General features: G+C 43.4%; 20 protein-coding genes and 1 pseudogene. 11 read left to right on the plus strand and 10 right to left on the minus strand.

Annotation, left to right across the window (positions count from 1 at the left end; genetic code table 11):
• Nucleotides 1–133: 133 nt before the first annotated feature.
• Nucleotides 134–451 (plus strand): helix-turn-helix transcriptional regulator, encoded by a 318-nt coding sequence (locus LMH68_RS20340; RefSeq protein ID WP_017059843.1) that lies wholly within the window; start codon nt 134–136, stop codon nt 449–451.
• A gap of 93 nt (nt 452–544) precedes the next feature.
• Here LMH68_RS20340 and arfB read toward each other — a convergent pair whose 3' ends face one another.
• The gene (gene arfB, locus LMH68_RS20345) at nt 545–955 is read right to left on the minus strand and encodes an alternative ribosome rescue aminoacyl-tRNA hydrolase ArfB (protein ID WP_017059842.1); all 411 of its coding nucleotides are present in this window, start codon (nt 953–955) and stop codon (nt 545–547) included.
• Between the two features lie 87 nt (nt 956–1,042).
• On the opposite strand from arfB, the pseudogene LMH68_RS20350 reads away from it, so the two are divergent.
• Nucleotides 1,043–1,648: pseudogene (locus LMH68_RS20350) on the plus strand (beta-phosphoglucomutase family hydrolase).
• 63 nt (nt 1,649–1,711) lie between these two features.
• Here the strand turns inward: LMH68_RS20350 and LMH68_RS20355 are convergent.
• The 4 genes from LMH68_RS20355 to LMH68_RS20370 all read right to left on the minus strand — a co-directional run bounded on the left by LMH68_RS20355 (nt 1,712) and on the right by LMH68_RS20370 (nt 7,806).
• The gene (locus LMH68_RS20355; RefSeq protein WP_102331910.1) at nt 1,712–3,616 is read right to left on the minus strand and encodes a GGDEF domain-containing protein; all 1,905 of its coding nucleotides are present in this window, start codon (nt 3,614–3,616) and stop codon (nt 1,712–1,714) included.
• A 237-nt stretch (nt 3,617–3,853) separates the two neighbouring features.
• The gene (locus LMH68_RS20360; protein WP_229647535.1) at nt 3,854–5,602 is read right to left on the minus strand and encodes a formate--tetrahydrofolate ligase; all 1,749 of its coding nucleotides are present in this window, start codon (nt 5,600–5,602) and stop codon (nt 3,854–3,856) included.
• A gap of 294 nt (nt 5,603–5,896) precedes the next feature.
• Entirely contained in the window at nt 5,897–7,201 is a 1,305-nt protein-coding gene (locus LMH68_RS20365) for an inosine/guanosine kinase (protein WP_017069885.1), read from the minus strand.
• A gap of 128 nt (nt 7,202–7,329) precedes the next feature.
• Nucleotides 7,330–7,806 (minus strand): CreA family protein, encoded by a 477-nt coding sequence (locus tag LMH68_RS20370; protein ID WP_017059837.1) that lies wholly within the window; start codon nt 7,804–7,806, stop codon nt 7,330–7,332.
• Between the two features lie 248 nt (nt 7,807–8,054).
• On the opposite strand from LMH68_RS20370, the gene LMH68_RS20375 reads away from it, so the two are divergent.
• From LMH68_RS20375 to LMH68_RS20385, 3 genes are all read left to right on the plus strand, one after another.
• On the plus strand, nt 8,055–8,549 hold the full coding sequence (locus LMH68_RS20375; protein WP_017064644.1) for a hypothetical protein: 495 nt from the start codon (nt 8,055–8,057) through the stop codon (nt 8,547–8,549).
• A gap of 60 nt (nt 8,550–8,609) precedes the next feature.
• Entirely contained in the window at nt 8,610–10,418 is a 1,809-nt protein-coding gene (locus LMH68_RS20380; RefSeq protein WP_229647534.1) for an HD domain-containing phosphohydrolase, read from the plus strand.
• 303 nt (nt 10,419–10,721) lie between these two features.
• On the plus strand, nt 10,722–11,447 hold the full coding sequence (locus tag LMH68_RS20385; RefSeq protein WP_017059834.1) for an HAD-IA family hydrolase: 726 nt from the start codon (nt 10,722–10,724) through the stop codon (nt 11,445–11,447).
• A 408-nt stretch (nt 11,448–11,855) separates the two neighbouring features.
• Here LMH68_RS20385 and LMH68_RS20390 read toward each other — a convergent pair whose 3' ends face one another.
• Together LMH68_RS20390 and LMH68_RS20395 are read right to left on the minus strand one after the other, a co-directional pair.
• Entirely contained in the window at nt 11,856–13,280 is a 1,425-nt protein-coding gene (locus LMH68_RS20390; protein ID WP_229647533.1) for a methyl-accepting chemotaxis protein, read from the minus strand.
• Between the two features lie 148 nt (nt 13,281–13,428).
• Nucleotides 13,429–14,652, minus strand: coding sequence for an aromatic amino acid transport family protein (locus LMH68_RS20395; RefSeq protein ID WP_102393231.1), 1,224 nt, complete (start codon nt 14,650–14,652; stop codon nt 13,429–13,431).
• 445 nt (nt 14,653–15,097) lie between these two features.
• Between LMH68_RS20395 and LMH68_RS20400 the strand changes: the two genes are divergently transcribed.
• The 3 genes from LMH68_RS20400 (at nt 15,098) to LMH68_RS20410 (ending at nt 17,372) form a co-directional block, all read left to right on the plus strand.
• Entirely contained in the window at nt 15,098–15,226 is a 129-nt protein-coding gene (locus LMH68_RS20400) for a hypothetical protein (RefSeq protein ID WP_017059831.1), read from the plus strand.
• Nucleotides 15,227–15,431: 205 nt separating this feature from the next.
• Nucleotides 15,432–16,043, plus strand: coding sequence for an ACP phosphodiesterase (locus tag LMH68_RS20405; RefSeq protein ID WP_017059830.1), 612 nt, complete (start codon nt 15,432–15,434; stop codon nt 16,041–16,043).
• A gap of 57 nt (nt 16,044–16,100) precedes the next feature.
• A complete protein-coding gene (locus tag LMH68_RS20410) occupies nt 16,101–17,372 on the plus strand; it encodes a DEAD/DEAH box helicase (protein WP_017059829.1) in 1,272 nt (423 codons plus the stop codon).
• A 115-nt stretch (nt 17,373–17,487) separates the two neighbouring features.
• Here LMH68_RS20410 and LMH68_RS20415 read toward each other — a convergent pair whose 3' ends face one another.
• Nucleotides 17,488–18,231: a TetR/AcrR family transcriptional regulator gene (locus LMH68_RS20415; protein ID WP_017064637.1), complete on the minus strand. Its 744-nt coding sequence runs from the start codon at nt 18,229–18,231 to the stop codon at nt 17,488–17,490.
• Between the two features lie 150 nt (nt 18,232–18,381).
• On the opposite strand from LMH68_RS20415, the gene LMH68_RS20420 reads away from it, so the two are divergent.
• The 3 genes from LMH68_RS20420 to LMH68_RS20430 are packed head-to-tail and all read left to right on the plus strand — an operon-like array spanning nt 18,382 to nt 23,581.
• The gene (locus tag LMH68_RS20420) at nt 18,382–19,470 is read left to right on the plus strand and encodes an efflux RND transporter periplasmic adaptor subunit (protein WP_017064636.1); all 1,089 of its coding nucleotides are present in this window, start codon (nt 18,382–18,384) and stop codon (nt 19,468–19,470) included.
• Nucleotides 19,470–20,525: an efflux RND transporter periplasmic adaptor subunit gene (locus LMH68_RS20425; RefSeq protein ID WP_229647532.1), complete on the plus strand. Its 1,056-nt coding sequence runs from the start codon at nt 19,470–19,472 to the stop codon at nt 20,523–20,525. The genes LMH68_RS20420 and LMH68_RS20425 overlap by 1 nt, the downstream gene beginning before the upstream one ends.
• Complete coding sequence (locus tag LMH68_RS20430; RefSeq protein WP_229647531.1) at nt 20,522–23,581, plus strand: efflux RND transporter permease subunit; 3,060 nt, start codon at nt 20,522–20,524, stop codon at nt 23,579–23,581. Before LMH68_RS20425 ends, LMH68_RS20430 begins: the two co-directional genes overlap by 4 nt.
• Before the next feature lie 179 nt (nt 23,582–23,760).
• Here LMH68_RS20430 and LMH68_RS20435 read toward each other — a convergent pair whose 3' ends face one another.
• Together LMH68_RS20435 and LMH68_RS20440 are read right to left on the minus strand one after the other, a co-directional pair.
• Nucleotides 23,761–24,498, minus strand: coding sequence for an EAL domain-containing protein (locus LMH68_RS20435; RefSeq protein WP_229647530.1), 738 nt, complete (start codon nt 24,496–24,498; stop codon nt 23,761–23,763).
• 575 nt (nt 24,499–25,073) lie between these two features.
• Nucleotides 25,074–25,709 (minus strand): hypothetical protein, encoded by a 636-nt coding sequence (locus LMH68_RS20440; RefSeq protein WP_017069925.1) that lies wholly within the window; start codon nt 25,707–25,709, stop codon nt 25,074–25,076.
• Nucleotides 25,710–25,763: the final 54 nt, after the last annotated feature.

Consider the following 25,763-nt stretch of genomic DNA (forward strand, 5'->3'; position numbering starts at 1 on the left):
GTGAAGGTTTATGAAACGTAACGGTTTTATCAAGCGAATAATATGCCTTTGATGGCTTATGTAAACCATCACAAGTCAATATGGTCTGCTTCTTGCTGAATTTAGGACATAACTGTCTTTTGAGGATGAGCTTATGTCACAAGAACCCATAATATTGGCGCTGATTGAGCGTAGGAAACAAGCCAACTTGTCTCAAGAAAAGTTAGCCTCGAGTGCAGGAATGAGCTTAAAAACCTATCAAAGGATTGAACGCGGAGAGGCGGACATCAAGATGTCTCAGTATCGTTCAATCACTAGAACCTTAAAAGTGACGGATTTGGATGTGGTGCTTGATATTGTTGGCGCATCACAAGTAACAGCGGAAGATGTAGCTGCGGTCAGTCGTCTGCTGACCAGCGAAGAGCGCCTGTTGTTGATCAAGCTGATTTTGTCGGTCAAAAAGAAGCAGTAGTCTTTCTTTCAAATAAACAGCGTAATAGATCGATTCGTTAGTCAAATTGACAGATACTTCTAGGGTAATGTGTTCTCTGAGGGCATGAAGCCATCAGCTCACTCTTCCACGCAGCTGTTTGGTGGTGCTTCTTTGTTTTTTGCTTTCTAAACGTCTTTTCTGAGAGCCACGCGTCGGCTTAGTTGCTCGTCTTACTTTTTGAACCTTTGTCGCTTCCAAGATCAATTCTTTCAAGCGCACTAAAGCATCATCTCGGTTTTGTTCCTGAGTTCTATACTGTTGCGCTTTAATGATAATCACACCGTCTTTGGTGATGCGGCTATCTTTGTGTGCGAGGAGCTTTTCTTTATAGAAGTCAGGTAGGGTAGAGTGCTTGATATCAAAACGTAAATGTATCGCGCTCGATACTTTATTGACGTTCTGACCGCCGGCTCCTTGTGCTCTGATCGCTGTTAACTGAAGTTCCCAGTCTTGAATCGAAACAGAATTAGATATTTGTAACATAAACATCCATTTTGAACGGTAATATGGCGCCATGATACTGAATATTGGTTATGGTATCAGTAACTTTATTAAAGAGTGGTAGTAGTGATGAAAATAGATTTAACGGCATATGAAGGATTAATCTTTGATATGGACGGTACGTTGATCGATACAATGCCTGCACATGTAAAGGCGTGACAGCAAACGGCTGAAGAGTTTGGTTTTCATTTTGAAGCGTCTTGGCTACATAGTTTAGGTGGCATGCCGAGTTATAAGATAGCCGGTGAGGTGAACAGCAAATACGGTTTATCGCTCGACCCACAAGCGGTTTCTACGTTTAAAATGGCGTCGTTTGCGGCTATTGAAGACAAAGGAGACGTTATCCCTTGTACTCACTCTCTGTTGTTAGAGCATCTGGGTAACAAGAAGATTGCAGTCGGAACGGGCAGTCAACGTAAAAGTGCCGAACAGTTGTTGGACAAAACAGATATTTTGAGCAAGCTGGATATCCTAGTGACAGCAACAGATGTGAAGAATCACAAACCAAATCCGGATACCTTCTTAGATGCTTGTTTTGGTATGGGATTACAGCCAAAGCAGTGTGTTGTGTTTGAAGATACGAACTTAGGTAAGCAGGCTGCTCATGCTGCGAACATGGATTGTATTCTGGTGGTAGAAGGGAAAAAGTTAGAGTTCTATCCAGCACCAAGCTGATTGAAAGGATTGGGTTGTTAAACCGCCAAACTGATAGCCTAGCGGAACAATACTGATTTTCTGTTAGGCGATTTCGCTCATTTCGCTGTCTAGGAACAGGCAAACACTGTTTCGACCTGCGGCTTTGGCTTCATAGAGTGCTAAATCCGCACACTTGTAGTTGAGAGTAGGGTCGTTGGTCAGGTTGGTGATTCCGCCACTGACCGTCACCACGTTGTCGAGCTCAATATTGACTGCGATTCTCAATCTGTTAAGCACATATTCAGCTTCTTCAGTTGTGGTATGAGGCAGAATAACGCCAAATTCTTCACCACCAATGCGAGCCACAAAATCAGTTTCTCGACACTCACGTTGTAATACCTCAGCAACGGTTTGAATGACGCGATCACCATAATCGTGACCAAATCTGTCGTTAATGCGTTTGAAATAGTCTATGTCCAAGATCGCTAAGCAAGAGTGTTCGCGAGTAGGGTATCGATTCACACGAGAGCACTCATCTCTCAGCTCAAGATCGAACTTACGGCGGTTCCAACACCCAGCTAAGGCATCTTTTTCGCTCAGGTTTCTCAGTTTGTTTTCTAGCTCTTTGTGTTTACTGATATCCACAAATGAAGCGACATAAAACTGAATCACGTCTTTCGAGTCTTTAATGGTTTGGATTCGCAATATTTCCGTGATCAAAGATCCGTCTTTACGGCGATTGACCACTTCGCCTTCCCATACCCCAGTCTTAGTGATTATGCTCCACATCTTGATGTAGAACTCTTCGTTGTAGCGACCAGAGGCAAACATGGATGGTTGGCGGCCTTTTACGTCTTCTAACTCGTAGCCACTAACACGGGTGAACTCTTGGTTTACCTTGATGATACGGTTGTTTCTGTCGGTAATCACTAAGGCAGACATACCATTCATCGCGGCTTTAGCCAGTTGACTATCGATACTGTTCTTCTTGTGGTTACTGTTCCACAATACAAAGCCAGCGGAGATCATCGAAATCAAGAAAGACAAGGTGATGATCTGAACGACAATCGCTTGTTTTTCTTGTCGGTATTGACTGCTGAAATGCTGATTCTCAATGTGAAGAACCATGTAAATAGGGCCTGCAAACTGCTTTATCTTTGGGCTGATGTCCGAGTGGAAATACCAGTTCTTACCATCGAAATAGCTAGACGAAGAGTTGTCTTGAATGTCTTTCCAAAGCTCTGGGTATAGCTTTGCGTATGTCTTGTCTGAACGTGATTCAATCACATGCCCAAATGATTCAGCTGGGTCAGGGCCCATGATGACATGACCAGTTTTGTTTAGAATGACCGGGACTGCATCTGAGTCTCCAATTTGGTAATGAAGGCGGTTGTAAATCTCTAGCATGTTTAGATTTGCAATGAAGTAACCAATAATTCGATTCCCTTCAGCGACTGGCGTCATAATGCGAAGCGCCGGCGTTAACGGGTGGATGATTTCTCCATTTTCCATTTCTAGGTCAATGCCTCTGGATCTGACATCGCCAATCTCTAATTTCTGAAGCATCTGGTAGTAATCTCGAGATGATTTGTTCTGCAGTTCGTTCTCGGGGACGACAGTGGCTCGACCGTCTTTGTAGTTAACGCGGAACACTTCGTTGCCGGCTAGATCGAGATAACGAAGCTGGGAATAGTATTTTTGGCCACGAGCTAACATCACCCAAAGATCTTGCAGGGTTTCTTTATGGATAATAGAAGGTTCTCGAATCGCTCGGAGTAGTGTTTGAGAGTCGGCGATTGACGGAACAGAGTTAGAGATTTGCTCAACAATAACAGCGAGTTCATGAAAGCTGTATTCGATCTGGTTCTGGCTGGACTGTTGGATATTTAGCGTGTGCTGAGCTTCAACCCTGTCAAATTCAGAGTTAATGTAGAGGGCAGGGACTAGTCCTAGGGCAAAGATGGTACATAGAAATTGGCTGACTAGTTTTTTTATACTTGTATTCATCACTGTCCTCAAAGAATCAGCGCAATACTATATATTTTATAGGGTTTTTAATGTGATCTTGACCCAGAAGTTAAGACAAGATTCGCATATAACTACGATTTAAGTGCAACTTTTTGCAGTTAAGCTTGATTGTTGAGCAATCACTTCGTTAGTAAATGATTGCTCAATATAGAACACTGCTCCGAAACCTAAGCTAAATTAATCGCGATTAATTGCCGATTATCTAACTAAGGGCAGCTAGCTTAGGCCGACGATATTTCCATTACTATCAATATCTAACGACATGAACGCCGGTTTGTCAGGCAAGCCTGGCATGGTCATTACATTGCCGCACAACGCGTAAATAAAGCCAGCACCAGCACACAATTTTAGTTCTCTAACAGGCACGTCAAATTGGGTTGGTGCACCTTTTACGTGTGCTTCTGTCGAGATCGATAGTGGTGTTTTTGCCAAACAAACTGATAGGTCGCTATAGCCATGCAGTTTGAATTCAGCCAGTTGTTTGTTAGCCAGTGGAGATAGCGAAATACTTGCCGCGCCATAACCAACTTCAGCAACTGCCATCAGCTTTTCTTCTAGGCTTTGCTCTGAGTGATACAAAGGCTTAAATTCACTCTGTTTTTGGCAAGCTTTGACTACAGCGTGAGCCAGTTGAGTCGCGCCTTCGCCACCTTGACCAAATGCTTCGCTTACTTCAACGTTAACGCTTGAGTCGAAGTCGGTGATCATCTGTTTCAAAGCATCGAGCTCTTGAGCTGAGTCTTGTGGGAATCGGTTAATCGCAACAACTGTAGGCACTTGGTATTGCTTAACGTTGTTGATGTGCCATTTTAGGTTCTCAAAGCCTGCAATTAGCGCGTCTTGGTCATCATTAAAAATTGAATCTGGTAATGGAGTGCCGGGTCTCAAATCGTATAAACCAGAGTTGGCCTTTAATCCACGTAATGTTGCAACAACCACAGCGCAATCGGGCTTTTTGTTCGACGCTTTTGCTTTTATGTTGCACGCTTTTTCAAAGCCCATATCTGAGCCGAAACCACCTTCGGTCACGACAAAGTCACTCAGTTTTAACGCTATCTTATCGGCAATAATTGAAGAGTTACCATGTGCGATGTTCGCGAAAGGCCCGGCGTGAATTAGGGTAGGAACGCCTTCAAGGGTTTGCATCAATGTTGGTTCAATAGAATCCTTCATGGTTACGGTCATTGCGCCTGCAACGTTGAAGTCATCTGCGGTCAACGGCAAGCCTTGTTTGTTGTAGGCAAGTACCACTCGTCCGATGCGCTTTCTCAAATCTTGAAGGTCATTGGCTAGAGCAAGAATGGCCATTAGCTCTGAAGCAGCTGAGATATCAAATCCATCTTCTCGCTCAAAGCCGTTAATTGTTTTGTCTGCTTCGTTCTTGCCAACCGTGATCATGCGTAGTGCGCGATCATTGTGGTCAAGTACACGTCGCCAAACGATTCTGCTTGGGTCAATATCCAAGGCTTTTAAGCCAGAACGCGCTTCAAACGCCTCTAAGCCTTCCCGTTGTTCATGATACAAACGTGCATCAATGGCGGCAGAGGCGAGGTTGTGAGCGGCCGTAACAGAATGAATATCGCCCGTCAGGTGCAGGTTTAATTGTTCCATAGGGGCAACTTGAGAGTAACCACCACCCGCAGCGCCACCTTTTACACCAAATACCGGACCCATTGAAGGCTGGCGAATGCAGGCCATTGCAGATTGGTTAATCTCTGCGAGGCCTTGTGCTAATCCGATAGTAGTGACGGTTTTGCCTTCACCAAGAGGTGTCGGTGTGATCGCCGTGACTACGACTAATTTACCATCTTGTTGGTTGGCGAGGCGTTCAAGTGACGTGAGAGACACTTTAGATTTGAATTGCCCTAATGGCTGATGTTCGTTGTGGTGCAGGCCAGCTTGCTTGGCAACCTCACTGATGTTTTTAAGGGGAGTAGAGCGACAAATATCAATATCAGACAGCATATTTGATCCTTATATCAGAACCGAAAGGCGGTACGTAAACGTTTGCGTGGCGATAGTACTGTATAAATTTGCCAAGTAAAGGCAAACCACACGAATTATGTGCTGGAAGATAACAGATCTAAAGAGTCATTGCGCGAGATTAAATCTTAAACGAGCAAAATATTCGATATGATTAACTTCACCTGCCGTTATATTGGTGTTGAATACAAAAAGGGCTGCATATAGCAGCCCTTCAAGGAATGGGTAATCTCACTTGGCGTTAACCTTTAAGAGGTAACTGCCTAATATGGTCGATTAACGATCCCAGTATGTTTCTTCTAAGCTATCTTCGCGTTCAGGTAATGCACGAGAAAGGCGAGGAGAGTGCTGAGTCAACACTTCGTAGCTTACACGGTTTGCGTACTTACAAATTTGAGACAGTGAAGAGTAAGTTAGACAAGTGTGCTCGTGTTTCTCTGAGTTTGGTACATTCACGTGGTGGTAGCTATTTGCTGCCATGTCGTGAAGTAGTGCTGAAAGTGCACCATCGCCAGCGCCATTGGTATTCTTAATCTCAAGTGGGCCACCTAGGTAAGGGCCAATGTGAGAGTACACTTTTACTGGGTCTTTACAGTCTTGCTTACGCATCGCACGGCTGAATTCGTATTTATTGAACTCAGGGATGTTACCCGGTAACAATGGCAGTGTGGTTTCGCGTTTCGCTGGTTCGTCAGTGTAACCTGCCATGTATAGACCAATAGGACCTGCAGTACATAGAACTAGGTCAACCCACTCAAGTGCCTTGTTAGCAGCCAATAGAGGATCTTTTTCACCCGTTAGCGCTTCACCTTCATCTTCGTTCATCGCGACGATGGTTACGTTTTCTTTCAGGTATTCTTGCCACCATTCAGCGTTGCCTTCGATCACATACTTAGTACCAAGTGTTAGTACAACAGGCACATTGTGCGCTTTCGCGTATTCAATCGCTTTTTGTACCGCTTTTGGCATCGGATCTTCAGGTTTGCCACGCATTAGGTATGACGACACAACCAATGCAGAAGCTTTCTCGAAGACTTTTTCAGGAATGCTTTCTGGAAGAAGTTGGTTCATGTGGCCTTCGTTGATTGCAAACGTACGTTCGCCATCTTCAGAAATCAGCGTGTAACAACGACCAATTGGACCATCAACAGTTTGAAGGTGGTTTAGATTCATACGAGAAGAAGTGCGGCAAAGGTAACGATAACCAAATGAGCCAACTTCAATCTTCTTAGACATTACGCCAAGCAGGACAGATTTGCTGTCCGCAAGTACGGAATAATTGTGCAGTGTGTTGCCGATAGTATCGCCAGGATATTGATGCGTGATCAAACCGCGCTCAACTAACTCTTCATACAGCGCATCTGCTTTACTTTCTTCCAATACCAGTGAGTGACCTTTACTCAGCTCGTATTTTTCTAGGAACTCGTTGTCAACACGGGCTTCGATATCAACAATCGTTTGGCCAACACCCACAATCGTTGCGCGGTGAAGCTTAGGCGTTTGTTGAATTTGGTTGACCAACGGATCACGTGCGTGAGTTGGAAAGTAGTGCTTAGATTTACGCTGTCCAGGAAACTTCATATGAAAAATACAGTGAAAAAATTTTGCCGCATGATATCACATTTTGTTTCTGTTTCTTTCATTTTTATTACATTTTGAATCACCTGCACAATGTCTGTACAGGTGATTCGGCTTACTTGTGCTTAAGGCTATTCAGCTGGAACAAGTGTTGCTGGGTCTACGTAAGCCTCTGTACCCCAAAGTGGAACAGTTGAAAGGCTATGTTTGAAACTGCCTTCCGTTTCTTTGGTGGTGTAAGACAAATAAAGTAGCGATTGATTCTCTGCATCGTAGATACGACGAACCTTCATTGTTTTAAAGAAGATACTTTTCGATTGCTTGAATACCACTTCGCCAGACTTACTCTTGTCTATTTGAGCAATCATTTCTGGTGTAATTTCACCTGTTTGACGACAAGATATAGAGCTATCACTTGGATCAGAAAGGCTAAGGTTTGCTTCGATTGATGCGATATGACAGGTAACACCCGCGATCTTATCGTCATCTAATGAAGACATCTTGATATCCTTCATTGTGAAGAAACCCAGTGAGACGTCGCCAACCTCGTTGTCCGAACAGCCAGCTAACATTGTCACGATACCTGCTGCTATTAAGGCTTTTTTCATAAGAAGTCCTTTTTATTTATATAGTTCTGTTTACTATAAGGATATTGAAAGCTTGGATACGAGTGTAGAGCTTTTCGTTAAGTTCTTAAAGGATGTTGTTGGATAATGAAAAATATGAAGCATTTAAAGTACTTGTTGGCCTTGGTCATGCTCTGTATGCTCTCTGCTTGTAGCTCGGCACCTCAGCCGACCGTATGTCTTCCAAATAACTGCGATATTTGGGGATACTAACCGTAGGTACTAAAAGAATGAATAACGAAATACCTGAAATTGCACACAAGAAAAACCAATGGCTATTTAGTCAGCTCGATATTGCTTACCCCGCAAAAGAGAGCCTCCTCGGCCGTGAACTTTATCAAAGCAAACTTCCATCCAAGACATACCAACTCCTAGCACAAGATCAAACTCCTTCCCAAATTGATGAACTGCATAAAGTCGATTTCCATAAATTGACCGTGCTATTTTCACTCAACCAAGCAAGCGTTTACCAAGATGAAATCGAAAGGGCACACATGCTTGAGTTCTTGAGCCAAATTATGCTTTCTGACGATCATGTATTATATATTGGTACTCAAAACGGTGAAGTTGTGGCGAGCGCTATCGTCACAGAAGCGGATGGTTCCCTATTGATCTCGGATGTCGTTGCTGAAAATGGTCAAAGTATCAACAACTTTGCTAAGCAGTTACACGATTTTTGGGCACAAGATCATGCTTCTTGCGATAAAGTATGGATCGAGAACTAAAGATTCTTTGACAAAGCGTTAATCTAAGTACAATACCCCGTCTTATTTAAAGGGTATTGTATGTACAAGCTATTGATATCAATCGCTGTATTATGTGTTAGCGCTTATTCTTCACTCAGTTTTGCTAACGACTGGGATATTAAACGCATCCTAGTTTTACACTCATACGAACCTTCTTATCAATGGACTGCTGACTTCCAAAAAGGGATAGACAGTGCGTTCAGCCAGTCTCAAACCGAAGTTAAACTCTCAATAGAGTATTTGGATTCAAAGCGTGTCCACAGCCCAGAGTATTACGACTCTCTCGCGAACTACTTACGTGCGAAGTATGCAGGTTATAAATTTGATGGCGTAATTGCGACGGACGATAACGCAGCCAATTTTCTTGAATCTCTGCCTAATTTGATTGAACGCTCCACACCTGTCGTTGCAGCCGGCATCAATGATTTCAGCACCGACATGTACGCGGTGTCTGACAGAGCAACTGTGCTTTACGAGAACGATCAGATAGACGTTAATATTAAGCTGATCTCCAAATTAAGACCTAATCTAAAGAATCTCTATTTTGTAAATGATTACAGTGTCACGTCTGAATTGATTCATAAAGAAATGAACAAAATGATGGCTGAATTTTCAAATATCAATCTCGTAGAAATTCGCGACTTGTCGCTGGAGCATACGAGCCAATTTTTGGAAGGGATCTCTGCGGACGATGCGGTATTGCTAAGTCATTACAACACCGAGTTAAAGCAAGGGGTTTATCACACTTACCAAGAGATTGCGGATACGTTGTCAAAAGCGAGTGCTGCTCCGGTGTTTGCTTTATGGCAGTTCTATATTTCGGGTGATGTACTCGGTGGTTACGTTAATCACTCACAAAGCATGGGTGAACAGGCCGTCGATGCGTTGGATAAATACCTTCCACTTGGTTTTACTACACCGTTAACTCCCGGAGACAACAAACGTTTTGTATTCAATTACCCTGCAATGAAGAGATACGGGATTAGTGGAAACGCGTTACCTGACGAAGCGGTTTTCATTAACGAGCCTTCATCCTTTATTCGCAAAAACTTCCAGTTGTTATTGGGGCTGTCGATGGTGATTGCGGGTTTGAGCCTGATCATCTTGATGCAATTTGTCACTCTGCGCCAAAAGAAAGAGTTGGCGAATAAGAACAAACGAATCTTAAAGCTTCAGAAACAGACCTTGAATATCCAAAAGGATATGATTCATGTTCTCGGAGAGGCAATTGAAACCCGCTCTGGCGAAACTGGTAATCACGTTAAGCGTGTAGCCAAGTTGTCTGCACTGCTTGCTAAGTATCGTGGCTTGAGCCATCGCGAGGTCGAGATGATTGAGATCATCAGCCCAATGCACGATGTGGGTAAGATTTCTGTCCCTGAATCGATCTTGGATAAACCTGGGAAATTAACCGACCAAGAGTGGGAGGTGATGAAGCTTCATACTACGGCTGGCTATAACTTACTGAAGAGCGGAGCGGGTGATATTACCAACCTCGCAGCAATCATTGCTAACGAACATCACGAGCGTTGGGATGGTGCTGGATACCCGAATGGCAAAGTGGGGGATGAAATACACTTGTTTGCTCGTATCACAGCTGTAGCCGATGTATTTGATGCGCTCCTTAGTGCACGTTGCTACAAAGAACCGTGGCCATTAGAGATGGTGGTCGATTTGTTCGAGCGAGAGTGTGGCTACCAGTTTGATCCTCAGCTAACTAAATTGCTACTGAAACACTTACCCGAGTTTGTCGCTATCCGAGATTCGTATCCCGATACTGGAACTATAGAATATGCGTCTGCACCTACTATTGAAGCAAAGGTATTAGAAGAGTCGGTTGTTAGCTAACCGTTGCTTTATCTGAGTAGCCTATAAGTCTTATTTTTTATCTATTCATCACGATCCGGCTAGAAAGTAGTGATTTATATTTTCCCCTGAAATTGAGTCGCTTATGTAAACCTCGCAGCATTTGATTTCGTAGAATTTGGGCTAATTTGATGAAAACTGTTGCTTATGCCGAGCGATAAAGTGATCAACTCCATATTTCGCGAAGAGAAATAAGCCTGTATCTGCAAACTGTTACCTCAATCATCTCGCGCATTGAAAGAACACTATAGGATAAAACTTGGATTCAATCTGAGTGAGATACCTATGCGGTTAGAACAGACTAAATGTGTGATTTTCGATTGTGACGGAACACTTATCGATAGTGAAAAGCTGTGCTGCCAAGCTTTGGTGAACGTTTTCACTGGCTTTGGAGCGGAGCTAAACGTCAACGACTGCTATGCGCACTTTCAAGGCGGGAAGCTAGCCGACATCTTAATGGATACACAAGAACGTCTTGGGTTATCTATCTCGATTGATACACTTGAGCCGTTATATCGCAATGAATTACAAGCACTGTTCCAGCGTCATTTAAAACCGATGGATGGCGCTATCGAACTTATTGAATTCCTCAAACAACAAGACATCGAGTTTTGTATTGCTTCCAATGCACCGAAATCTAGGGTTGAATCTTCATTGGCGATGACAGGCATGCTAGACGACTTCAAAGGCAAAGTGTTCTCAGCTTTTGATGCTAACAGCTGGAAGCCAGAGCCTGATCTAATCATGTACACGGCCATGAACATGGGCTTTCTGCCAAATGAGTGCATCTACGTGGATGATACGTTGAAAGGGATTGAGGCTGGTGTTCGCGCGGGTATCCAATCGTTTCGATTACGCCCGAGTATTGATGAAGCAATCGTAGATCCCGAAGCCGACTCAGCAGAACTCGCGGCTCAGGATATCTACAGTTTAGAAGAAATTTCAGTTTGGATTAATGGCAAGCACTGCTCAAATGGTGGTATATCGAATTCTGCAGCTTTGGTGGGGTAGAGCTTAGTTGAAGGCTGACTACCTTACTAAATTGTTTGGTGTGGAAACCGCAAGATGCACAAGTAAACTTTTCTCCACTTTCTGAAAGCAGATACTCGTCGTGTTGGCATAAAGGGCATGTAATGTCGTCGGTGTTTGGTGTTTCTGTTTTATTCATTATGTGTCACCTGCAGCAAGGGGGTAAGCGAAAAAAGACACGTTCAATTAGATTACTCCTAAGCTCGAATATTAGACAGTTCTGACACTTCTTAATCTCTCCTTTGCGACTTGCTTCATGGTAATTGATAATGTCATCGTTATTGACCATGGTTCTTGTAATGTTATTAAACAAAAGCCAAAAAGAAAGGACCCATTACGAGTCCTCATTAGTTTGTTTTCAATTCACGCCGCTAGTTCACCAGTTGATCCTTAAGTTCGGTAGCGTGCCAATGTCTGAGATAGAGAAACCGACGCTTCTGTTAGCCTAGATACGCCATTTGAAGAATTCTGAGCCACGTCTTTAATCACATCGGATTGGCTTCGAATATCGTTAAGCTCTGCTGCAATCGTATTGGCAACGTTACTTTGCTCATCGGCTGATGTTGCGATTTGGATACTCATGTCCATTAGTGCTTGAGCTGAATCTGCAATCGAGTTTACGTCGTGACCAATGTTTGAAATCAACTGGCTACTGGTTTGCGCTTGGTCAACCGTCTGTTCGGTGATCTTCGCGATATTTTGGCTCTCTTGCTGTAAGCGTTCAATCATCGCTTGGATTTCTACAGTAGCCGACTGAGTGCGGCTTGCCAGTGTTCTTACTTCATCAGCAACAACAGCGAAACCTCGGCCTTGCTCGCCCGCACGAGCGGCTTCAATCGCGGCATTTAAAGCAAGTAAGTTAGTTTGCTCTGAAATAGCATTGATCGTCGTGATGACCTCGTTAATTTGGCTCGTATTCACATTCAAGCTAGTAACAGAAGATGAGGTTTGCTCAATCAAAGAAGAAAGGGTGGTGATTTCCGAGATTGCCTGTTGAACCTTCGCGTGGCTATCGTTGATTTGCTGCGCGTCTTGTTCTGTTTGTTCAGTTGAGCGTGCAGAGATGTTAGAGACTTCATTTGCCGAAGCTGTCATCTGATCCATTGCTGTCGCTACAGAGTCTAGAGAGGCATTTTGGCTCATGATTTGTGTTTCGCTGCGCTTCATCTCAGTTTCGAAAGAAGCCGATGTTTCGCTTAGCGTTGCTGCACTGTGGTTTACGTTGTTGACTAACTCACTAAGCGTGTCCATTGAACGGTCAAGCGCACAACCAATCGTGCCGAACTCATCACGGCCAGAGTGGAAGCCAAGGCGTGATGTTAAGTCACCATCACCAATCTTTTGAGTCGTTGAATAAAGAACCCAAAGTGCGCCGCCTAGGAAAGTCGCTACCCAGTAACAGAAAAGACCAAAAGGCACACACCACAAGAAGCTCAGTAATAAAGTGTACAGTGCTTGCTGCTTTTGATTCTGTATATCGTTCGTTGAAACGGTAAGTGAGTAGTAGTTGCCATCTTGTGCGAGTGCTGTGGCAGTCACAGAACCATTATTTGAAATAGTGGTTTGTTGAGCGCGAGTTTGCTGGCTAACAGAGCGAACAGATGCCGGGAAATCTGATGCTGATAAAATGCCTTGCAGTTGATACTCGACCTGCTGTTTTGCAGTTACGTCAATGTGTTCCATTTTGTTGACGTAGTTCAGTCCTGCTAGGCTTGCCAGAGCGGCAAAAAAGATTAAGAAAATGACCCAAAACTTGTCGTTGATCGACATCTTAATAAACAGTTTGTCTATCGTTCGAAATTGTACTTCTTTCATAAAAACTCCACGGTAAATCCTTTACCGTGGACTCTAAATAACCGACCTCAATAAAAATGTGACTTCAATCGACTAATTGTGAAAATTAATGATAGTGATATGTCATTTATGAGATCTGAATCAAGTAAATTAGTTCTGTATAGGTTTATTAGCCTAAAGAAGGCAGTAACCCTACTGAAATAAGAACTTGAATCGCAATGATAAATACGCCAACGCTACCTGCTAAAAACAACGCTTTGCTACCGCCTAACACTTGGTAACTGGCTTCTGAAGATTGTGGTTTGACAGAGAAATCAGTGTAACGAACCTTGTAGACCATCACTGTTGGTAACAGAATCGCGAGCACTGAAAGTGCAATGGCTGCGTAGCCTAAAGCCATGATGAAGCCTTGTGGGTAAAATAAGGCAAACCCCAGTGGCGGTAAGAAGGTGATAGCAGCTGTCTTAACACGTTTTGCGTTACCTAGTTTCTTGTTCAGTGAGTCGCCCATGAATTCAAATAAGCCCAAGCTCACACCAATAAAAGATGTCAGCAGTGCAAGGTCTGCAAACACACCGACGATTACGCTTAGGTTGGATTGATGAACCGTTTGCGATAGCGAGACTAATAGCGCGCCCAAGCTTGTGTCAGACAACAACTGCTCTTGGCTAATCACGCCCAAAGTAACACTTTGCCAGAAAACGTAGATAACCAGAGGCAGTGCCGAGCCAATAATCATTACCTTACGTAAAGAACGAACGTCACCATCTAGGTATCGAACAATTGATGGGATGCTGCCGTGGAAACCAAAAGAGGTAAACACAACCGGAATAGCCGCAACAATCAGGCCTTGCTGTAAAGGCATGCTCATTAAGTATTGAGAGGTAATGTTTGGCGCTAGGAAGCTGAGTACCAAAACCATCGCGATAAGCTTTAAGCCAAACAAAACGCGGTTAACTTTATCAACACTGTGTGTACCAATCGTAACAACGCCGGCAACTAATAGGGTAAATAGAAGCGTGGTGATTTGAGCATTAAGTTCGATACCCGCGATATCCGAAATTCGTTGGTTAAATTGCGCACCGCCGCCAGCTATGTATGCCGCACACAGAGCGTAGAAAAGAAACATCACCGCGAAGCTCGCAATCCACTTTCCTTTTGTCCCCAAAATGGTATGAGCTAACGTGTGTAGGGTAGCGTCAGATTCTGCGAATTGGTGAAGCTCTACCATTAATAGCGCAGTAAAAGCCATTAACGCCCATAAACCCAGCATCAAGAAAAGTGAAGTTGAAAAGCCAATACCTGCAGAAGCAAGTGGAAGAGCGAGCATGCCAGCACCAATGGTTGTGCCTGCAATGATCAAAGTACTACCAAAAACCTTTGATTTATTCATTGTATATAATTCTTTACGTTAGGGTGTGTTTTCATTGTAATTCTTCTAGCTTAAGCGCATAAACCCAAAGAATATCTCGATTTTTAAGTATTCTGATTGAATTTAATTCCAAATGCAATTCTTATTGTAATTAAAAACATCCACTGTAAATTAATATTTACACAAAGGGCGTGTCAGCATTCAAATGAGCAAAGCAAACGTTTGACCATGATCGGTTTCAAAATTTATAGAGTAATTTGTTGTACTTGGTGTAAGGTGGCAGTACATATGTCGTTCGCGTATACCCCTTTAACGCAAAAAAGCGTTAATGATCGCGAGTAGCTTTAAGCTATGAATATGGAATGGGTAGAGTAGAGTGCGTTCATCAAAGTGACATAATATAAGTCCAAGATGGTGCACTAGTTAATCGGACATCATGTCCACATCAAGGAATAGAGGGGGCACAATGAGTGACCAATCTTATAATGACGAAAGTCTAGAGTTGTTAGATGCTATGGAAATTGGCATTGATTTGTCTGACTATGAGCAGACAGTGAAACAGTTAGCAGAAGAGCTTTTCAAGTCTTCGAACTAAGCTTTTAAGATCTTTAATTCAGTTTCAACTGAAACGTTTTAAAGCTAAAAGTTTTCTTAGCTAAAGCTTCTCAAAGCAAACAATTCTAAACTGAGCAAATCGTATTCGCTCACACGTCATACCAAAACTATCCTCATTAAAGTTCGCGAAGATAAACGAGTACGTTTACCATGTTACTTAGTTCTCGATACTTTAATGAGGTTCAATGAACTTTCTCGCACACCTTCACATCGCCAAGCACTGTAACAGCAACTTAGCAGGTAACCTGTTAGGTGATTTTGTTAAAGGCGACCCTAATAAACACTATTCTGATTCCCTTTCTGACGGTATTAGGCTTCATCGATTTGTTGATAGCTATACTGATCGTCATGATGTATCTCGTTCTGCAAAATCACTTTTCTCAGACCAAACACGACGCTTTGCGCCTATCGCACTCGATGTATTTTGGGATCACTGCTTAGCCAATCATTGGGATCAGTTTTCACAGCAGACATTAGAGCGTTTTTGTTTAGATAGCCATGAGCAGATCTTTGAACATCAAGAGCCACACTGGCCTGAAAATTTCGTTATGGTTCATCAGAAAATGGCTGAGCATAGATGGTTAGAGAGCTATCAAGACATGTCATCTATAGAGGTGGTGTTGCAGCGAATGGCGTTGAGAAGGCCTAAGCTCGGTATGCTCGAGGCATGTTACGATGACCTCGAACGTCACTATGATACGTTGCAGTGTCACTTTAATGAGCTTTATCCCAACGTTTTAGAGGAAGCTAAGCAGTTTAATGCGCTTCAAATGAAGAAAAATCAAAAGGAAAGGTAAACAGCGTAATGCAGGTTTGCTACAATCCGCGCCTATTTAATCTTTGAGCATCATACTATGTCTGAATCTACAAAATCTTTTAACCAACTAGGATTATCTGAGCATCTTCTTGCCACGTTGTCTGAGCTTAATTTTACGGCTCCTACCAGTGTTCAAGAACAAGCAATTCCATTGGTATTAGAAGGCAAAGATGTACTGGCTGGTGCTCAAACGGGTACAGGTAAAACGGCTGCGTTTGGTTTACCGATTATTCAAAGATTAATCGAGACAAAAGACAACGTTATTCCGAACCCTAAGCTCGTTCGTGCGCTTGTATTAGTGCCAACTCGTGAATTGGCACAACAGGTTTTCGATAACTTAACTAGCTACGCAAAGGGCACCGACATTAAAGTCGTGGTGGCTTACGGCGGCGTTAGCATGAAGGTGCAAACTGATAACTTACGCGGTGGCGCAGATATTCTTGTCGCGACGCCTGGTCGTCTTATTGATCACATGTTCACTAGAAACATCATGTTGAGCCAAACGGAAGTACTGGTACTGGATGAAGCTGACCGTATGTTAGATATGGGCTTCATGCCTGACATCAAGCGTATTCTTTCTCGCATGAACGAAGTGCGTCAAACTCTGTTCTTCTCTGCAACGTTTGATAACAAAATCAAAGCGATTGCACACCGTATGATGCAGAAGCCAAGTGAAATCCAAGTTACTCCAAAAAACAGCACCGCTGAAACCGTAACACAGATGGTTTACCCGGTAGATAAGTCGCGTAAAAGTGAGCTATTAGCGTATTTGATTGGTTCAAAAAACTGGCAACAAGTGTTGGTGTTCACAAAGACTAAGCAGGGCACTGATGCTCTCGTTAAAGAGCTTAAGTTAGACGGCATTAAAGCGGCATCAATCAATGGCGATAAGAGCCAAGGTGCGCGTCAAAAAGCCCTAGACGATTTCAAGTCAGGCAAAGTTCGTGCGTTGATCGCAACCGACGTGGCAGCTCGTGGTATTGATATTCAGCAGCTAGAACAAGTTGTGAACTATGACATGCCATTTAAAGCAGAAGATTATGTTCACCGCATCGGACGTACTGGCCGTGCGGGTAACAGCGGCTTAGCGATCTCTTTGATGAGTCAGGATGAAGCTTACCTATTGGGTGACATTGAGCGATTACTTGATACTCGCTTGCCTCAAGAGTGGCTAGAGGGCTTTGAACCAAGCCTTGAAAAAGATCTAGCGCCCGATCGTGGTGGTCGCAGCAAAAGCCGTTCATCAGAAAAACGTAAGATGAAAGCGAAGCTTAAGATTCACCAAAACCGCGGTAAAGCACGTCGCTAATAAGCTGTACAAAGCTCCAGTTTAAAGATCTATACATATAAAAACGCGCCGTTACAGTGACTTCTGTAACGGCGCGTTTTTGTATCTTATAAGCTCATAATGGTTATGAACCCGATTAAGCTTTATGTTCCTGGTTACACTTCCATTCACATGGCACTTCATAAATCAGCTCTTCAATCGAGGTTGGATTTAGAGCCCACTCTTCATCAATATTGAACTTGCTGACCATCTGCGTGTTGAAAAGCTGCCAATGCTTAAGTAGGGCGTCTTCGGGTGAGGTGACCATATCACCTTCATTCCAAGTGCTTTCCATAAAGGGAGTGAGGCATACAGCGCCGTTTGCGTACATGATCATTTGCCATTTAACTTCGTAAATGTTGATCATTTTGTCTGGGTTAGCTGCATTGTACTCAGCGGCAAGCCCGTTAATCTCTTTTTCAACATCGCCGACATTGTCGATGAAGTAATCAACTAGGTTGTCTTCTTGGCGAACAGAGTCTGAAATAAGCTGCATTGGCCTACGTGAGTGAATCATGTTGGTGAACAGACGCATGCTAAACAGGTAGATAGCGATATTTGGCGCAACATCTTTTGGCAGCTCTTCCATAATCTTACTGATGTAAGACTGAAAATAATCGTGTAAACAATCACTTATTGCATGCCAAATCTTTTCTTTGCTACCAAAGTGGTGGCGGATAAGGCTATGCGAGACGCCTGCCTTTTCACTGATGTTTCGCAGTGATACACGATCGTAGCCAAAGTCACAGAACATGTCTGCGGCAACGCTCATGATCAAAAAACGCGTCTCTTCGGCGTCTTTTGCACTTCTTCTACCTTGCTTCTTTTCGGTCATCTTCATTTCACATAATTACCTGATTACAACATTCTACACTGTTTTTACTGAAATAAAAAATACTGCACAAGTGGAAAGTAAATCTTGAGAATTATTTAATATTAAATATACTGCCCACCTGTGTAATAAATCATAATAATTAAACGGAGAGGCATCATGCAGTTCAATTTGTCTATCAATGCCATATCGAGCAAGCGCATGGGAGCTGTTATTGCAGCACTATTGCTCGCAGGATCTCTAACTGGATGTGACAAAGTTCAGTCAGAGGAAAATGTGCAGGTAATCAAGCCAGTCAAGCTGTTCGAAATCCCACAACAGACTGATATTGATCTCGATAGCTTCATTGCAAAGGTTGATGCAACCGACCGTGCGGCACTTTCTTTCCAAGTGGGTGGAGATATAGAAACCTTCGATGTTCGTATGGGACAAGAAGTGAAGAAAGGTCAGGTGTTAGCCGTATTAGACGCGACGGATTACCGTATTGCCGTTGACGCAGCCCAAGCTAAATTTGATCTGGCGAACAGCCAATACAAACAAGCTTCTGAGTTGTATGCGAAAAAACTGGTCAGTACCGATTACTACGACCAAGCCGTAAACACCTTTACTGCCGCTGAAGTTGAGTTGGACCAAGCAAAAACAAACCTTGGCTACACTACCTTAGTTGCTCCATTCGATGGCGTGGTATCGATGGTGTTTGGAAAGCAATATCAATTGATCGCAGAAAAGCAGCCTGTACTGAATATTTTGAATCACAGTGAAATGGATGTGACGTTTTCAATTCCAGTATCAAAGCTTGAAGACCGTTCTATTCAAGACCTAACGAGCTCAAACATGTGGGTTGTGATGGACAGCCACCGCGGCATTCGTATCCCGACTCGCTTTAAAGAAATCTCAACGCAACCAGATGAAGATACCAACAGCTACCAAGCGGTTGTGTCTATCGAAAAGCCAGAAGGCATCAATCTACTTTCTGGTATGACAGCGCAAGTTGAAGTTCAGAAAAGTAAATCTGACTACGGCATTGGTATTGTGGATTCAGCTTGGTTAAACAAAGACGTAGGCCATGGTGAACTATGGCGTTATAACCCTGACTCTCAACTGATTTCTAAAGTACAAGTCCTTCTTGATGAGCAAGGCAAGGTTATCGACGGATTGTCGTCTGGTGACCTTATCGTTGAAGCGGGTGTGGATGTGTTATCAGACGGACAACAAGTAAAAGCTTGGCTTCGTGAGGGCGGTATTTAATGAACCTTTCAAAATTATCAGTTGTTGTCGCGTCGGTTCTGTTACTTCAAGCCTGTAACAATGAAGCTGTACACCGTGAACAACCACCTTTGTTGGTTTCTACCTTTGAAGTTGGCGCACCGCTTACTAATCAGTTCAGAAGTTTTAATGGACAGGTGATACCAGCTGAATTGACTCCCTTGGCATTTAAGCTAGCAGGCGAGATTCAACAAGTATTAGTAGAAGCGGGCGACAATGTCGAAAAAGGGCAGTTATTAGCCACCTTAGATAACGCAACGTACGTACAAGATCTGACTGATGCTCAATCTCAATTCAAACTGGCAAGCAAACAGTTGGCCCGTGGAACGGAGATGTTTGGCAGCGAAATGTTATCGCAATCAGAACACGACCAACTGACGGCTAACTATAAGCTCGCATCGGCGAATTTGGCGGCGGCGAAACGCAAGCTGAGTTACACAGAACTTTTAGCGCCGTTCTCAGGAACAGTCTCAACTGTCGATAAGCAACGATTCGAAAATACGGCGCCTGGAGAAACACTACTGAGTGTGTACCAGAACGACAAGGTGTATGTGCGAATTCAAGTATCAGATTCGATCTTGGCGTCAATTAGCCCAGACATGCGTTCAAATAGCTATCGTCCTGAGGCGACCTTTGGCGGTCACACAGGCCAATATCCACTGACGTATCTAGAACACACCAGTGAACTGCACCCACAATCCCGTACCTACGAATTTTGGATGCAGATGCAGCAGCCTGAAAGTGAAATCCTGCCAGGCACGAGCGTTACGGTCAATGTAGATATGGCGAAAGCGGGCCTGAGCGATGTTCAAGGCTACCAATTACCAATGACAACGCTAGAAGCGGGCTCTGAAGCGAATCAGTTCTATGTGTGGAAAATGGAAGACGGACAAGCATTCAAAAGCGAAGTAGAAGTCGACAAGATCAGTGGCCAAGGCGCACTCATCGCTCATGGTGTTGAGCAAGGTGAGCTACTCGTAAATTCGAATTTAAGAAAACTCCGTGACGGAATCCAATTGTCAGGAAAAGCAGAATGAACATCGCAGAATATTCAATAAAGAACAAAGTAATCAGCTGGCTGTTTCTAGTCATTTTGGCCATTGGCGGTGTGACGTCTTTTGGTAATCTATCCCGTTTAGAAGACCCAGCTTTTACCATTAAAGATGCAATGATTATTTCAACTTACCCTGGCGCTACGTCAATGGAAGTTGAAGAAGAGCTGACTTACCCACTAGAAAAAGAGATAAGACAGCTTCCGTACATCGACAAGATTACCTCGACATCATCGAACGGTATGTCCCAAATTATGGTCAGTATGAAGATGGACTACGGTCCAGACGAGCTGCCTCAGATCTGGGATGAAATGCGCCGTAAGATCAACGATCTACAACCAACACTGCCAAGTGGTGTAAATTCCGTTCAGATCATCGATGATTTTGGTGATGTGTTTGGTGTGATGATCATGCTGACCGGTGATGGTTACGATTACGTTGAGCTCAAACAGTACGCAGATTACCTAACGCGTGAAATCGAACTGGTTGACGGTGTCGGTAAAGTTAGCATTGCAGGTGACCAACAAGAACAACTGTTTGTTGAGATGTCACTGGAACGCTTAGCCGCATTGAACCTAGATATGTCGACGGTGACAGCATTGCTAGCACAACAAAACAGTGTGGTATCGGCAGGCGAGGTGATGCTGAATGGTCAAAGCCTAACGATTAAGCCAAACGGCACATTAAGCACGGTTGAAGAACTAGAAAACCTAATCATTCATGGTCGTGACACTGGCAATCTAATTCGTCTAAAAGACGTTGCTGAAGTGACTCGTGGTATTCAAGAAAAACCGGGTAATGTATTAACGTACAACGGTAAACCTGCAATCAACTTGGGTATTGCGTTCTCTTCTGGTGTAAACGTGGTTGAGATTGGTAAAGCACTGGATGCGGAACTGGATCGCCTAGAAAGCATTAAGCCAGCGGGTGTAGAACTGAATTACTTCTACAACCAAGCGCAAGAAGTAGACAAATCTGTGGCTGACTTCTTAATCAGCCTAGTTGAAGCGGTAGCCATCGTTATCATTGTATTGTTGTTCGCAATGGGCTTACGCAGTGGTTTGATCATCGGTTTGGTTCTTCTATTGACGGTATTCGGTACCTTCATCCTGATGGATTACAACGATGTTGAACTGCACCGCATCTCTCTGGGGGCACTGATCATCGCGCTGGGTATGCTGGTGGATAATGCGATTGTTGTCGTTGAAGGTATTTTGGTGGGCTTGAAGAAAGGCAAAACCAAGCTTCAAGCAGCGAAAGACATCGTCAAGCAAACACAATGGCCACTGTTAGGTGCGACCATTATCGCTATCACAGCGTTTGCACCGATTGGTTTGTCGAAGGATGCGACAGGCGAATTCATGGGTTCACTGTTTTGGGTACTGTGTTTCTCACTGTTTTTGAGTTGGGTAACTGCACTAACACTAACGCCATTCCTTGCCGAGATGTTGCTTAAAGAAGAAGACAAGGTTGATGAGAACGAAGACCCATACAAAGGCATCCTGTTTGTGGTATTCGGTGCGTGTCTGAAAGTAGCACTTCGATTTAGATGGCTTACTGTAGTTAGTATGGTCGCGCTATTAGCGGTTTCCGTTGTCGGTTTTGGTATGGTGAAGCAGCAGTTCTTCCCGCCATCAAATACGCCAATGTTTTACGTAGACATGTGGATGCCAGAAGGTACGGATGTACGTGAAACGATCAAACAAACTGAAAAGGTTGAGAGCTACATTCGTCAACAAGATGACGTGGAGTTTGTGACAACAACGGTTGGGCAGGGTATGCAACGTTTTGCGCTGACATATCAACCAGAGAAAAGTTACGAAGCGTACGCCCAGTTACAAGTAAGAACCACTGACCGCGACACTATGTTTAAGGCTCTAGCGGCGCTAGACAAAGACTTAGCCAACAAATTTGAGCAACCAACGTTCCAGTTCAAGTTGATTGAATTTGGTCCGTCACCCGCTTCAAAAATTGAAGCGCGTATTATCGGTGCCGATCCACAAGTACTGCGTAACATTGCAGTTGAAGTCGAAGACATCTTGCTTGCCGATCCAGGCTCTCGAAATGTTCGTCACGACTGGCGTGAACGTACCAAAGAGCTCGTGCCACTGTTTAACGAATCAAAGGCACGTCGCCTTGGCATTTCAAAGACGGATCTGTCTGAGACACTACAGATGGCGTTTGGCGGTTACAACATCGGTCTACTGCGTGATGGTACGCACATGTTACCTATCGTGGCACGCCTGCCTGAAGAAGAGCGTTTTGATTTTGAATCACTGAACAATGTGAAGATTTGGAGCCCATCACTACAAACTTACATCCCAGTTGAGCAAGTGATTGATGGCGTAGAGCTTCAATGGTCTGAGCCACTGATTCAGCGTCGCGACAGAAAACGTACGCTAACAGTATTGGCTGACCACGATGTTCTTGGTGATGAAACGCCAGCGAGTCTGTTTGCTCGTGTGAAACCAAAGGTAGAAGCATTAGATTTACCAGAAGGCTACAGCATTAGCTGGGGTGGTGAGTACGAAAGCTCTAAAGATGCGCAAGAATCTCTGTTTGGCTCACTGCCAATGGGTTACTTGCTGATGTTTATCATCACGATGCTTCTGTTTAACTCGGTTCGTAAGCCGCTTGTGATTTGGTTTACGGTTCCACTCTCTATCATTGGTGTTTCAATTGGTCTGTTAGGTACCAATATGCCATTCAGCTTCACAGCGTTCCTTGGCTTATTGAGTCTAAGCGGCATGATTTTGAAGAACGGCATTGTACTGCTTGACCAAATCAACAGTGAGCTATCAACAGGTAAAGACCCATATTTAGCGGTTGTCGACAGTGCGATTAGTCGTGTACGACCGGTATCTATGGCAGCATTAACGACTATCTTGGGTATGATTCCTTTGGTATTCGATGCATTTTTCGGCTCGATGGCGATTACCATCATGGCAGGTTTAGGCTTTGCTACCGTACTAACGCTAATAGTAGTACCGGTGATGTTCGCTATTTTATATAGAATCAAACCGTCCACTGCGGGTTATTAGGGAATGATATAAAACAGATTCTTTTAAGCCAGCCCAGTCAAATTTGACTGGGTTTTTTATGCGTGTTGTCCCGTCCTGAAATGTGTTGACACGTGAGAGCGGTAAGAGGGTACGAATAGGCAAGCATTAAAAAATCCGCTACTCAATGGGCAAGCGGCTTTAAGAACAATAGGGCGATTCTAAATTGCTAGCCGTATGTCTAACTCAATCGGCTTTGGCATGGCTAAGTGATAACCTTGATACATATCGAAGCCTAAATTTTGCATCGCTGCGAGTTGTTGTTGGGTTTCTATCCCTTCGATTACCGTCTTCGCACCGATTTGAGTAGCAAGCTTTAGGGCCAACTCCATTTCACTTGTGTCGCCTTGTTCAAAATCCAACATCACAGAGCGATCTATCTTGATGATATGAGGATTAATATGGCGAACCCGCTGTTCTGTTGACGCTTGTGTTCCGAAATCATCAACAGCGATTTGAAAACCATTTTCCGCCAATGAATGGGCTGCGTCTTTCAAACGTTCTTCACTCTCTACATTAAGCTCGACCAACTCCATCACAATTTGTTCGCACGATAAGTTAAGCTCATACAGGCGCTTAGCTAACAAGCTATCGCTCACTTTCTCTGCGGCAAATAACTCGCCAACATTAGGAAGAACATTCAAGAATAGGTGTAAATGACGAATAGTCGACTGTGCGAAGTTGCGTATATGAATGGCTCGGCTCAGCCTCTCGACATTAATTTTGTCTGTGCATGAGGTTTCGTCGGAATGAAAGAAGTGATCAGGGCGAACAATGGCACCTTTGCTGTTCGAAATTCGAACTAAAGCCTCTACACCTATCTGAGTCATAGAAGAATCAAATATAGGTTGGTAGACACTTCTAAGTGTTAGGTCTTGATATTTCGCAATAAACTGCATGTCGGCATCCACAGATATACAGCTAATAAATTCACTTCTGTCTGATAAAATCATAGTCGCTAATAAAGGTGTTTATTTAATGACGAGAATATACGTCACGGCTGTCACAATATTGACAGGTGTTACTAAATTGTCAATTAATAAAAATTCATTTGTAACGTCAATATTTAAATTAATATAACTAACGAAAAATCAGCATGATAAATGACATTAACCATTAAATTTACTTATCATTGACTGTGTTTGATAGTTTAAGTGAATCTAATGGCTAAGTAACGTCTCACATATTAACCCCAACCAATATAAGGCTAGAACGCTGATACACCAGAGAAAAGTAGGGTTAATGGCTTAAATTATGGGGGAGTGTCAAAGTTATAAAATAGATTGACTAAGCGAGTTACACAGAAATGATATCTATCTCTCAAAATCGAGACTGTGAGTCGATTGGCTATTAATAATTAAAACAGGAAGTTCGAATAATTAATGAACAGGGAATGAGTTATCTTTTATAAAATACTGGGATGGAGGTCTAACTATTTACTTTCAAGACTGATTAAAAAAGTTGACCCGTATTCTTACTGCCATTGAAGTACTGCGTAAAGTTGCAGATATTTACGAACCAGTTGTTGATTTCCTGACCGCTTTAAAGGGTGTCCAAATTTAATGAAGCAAGGGCTGATTTTAAAATTATTATTTAAGTCAGTAGCAAATTGAGAATCACTCTCTCTTAGCGTGATACCTTGTTGACTATATTCCGTGATCTCATCTGGGAGTTCACCCATCCACCAATGCAATAATTCGCCACTGTTTTTACTTCGGCTAATCCAATGGTCGGAGACAATGATCAAAACGTCATTGGGTTGAATGGAAAATCCATACTCTTGTTGCCAATTATGGATGTCCAACATCAACTTTCTACGACATGTTTTCCCGGCGCTCACCATATGATGACTGATCATCCAAACGGTACCGATTTCGGAAGATATTCGGAAGTGTCGAGGCGTTTCGCCAGAAGAAAGCATTTCAAGTGGGCTGATGTTGCTTGCATGATTAAAGCTAACGAAGGTGTGCTCCATTCGGCGAGCAAATGCCTTTCCTATATGGTGCTCACTGATCCCTTGATTGTGCACCGTAGGGTAGTGGCGTTCACAGAGCTTTAGGCAATCGTCTTGAAATTGATTAACGCTTTTAATCACTAGATCTAATAACAATGAAGTCCCTTATACACAGCTACTATCTTATTGATGGGCAATAGTACGGTAATT

Origin of the sequence: Vibrio sp. F13 (assembly GCF_020806305.2) — a bacterium.
GTDB classification, from domain to species: Bacteria; Pseudomonadota; Gammaproteobacteria; order Enterobacterales; family Vibrionaceae; genus Vibrio; species Vibrio crassostreae_C.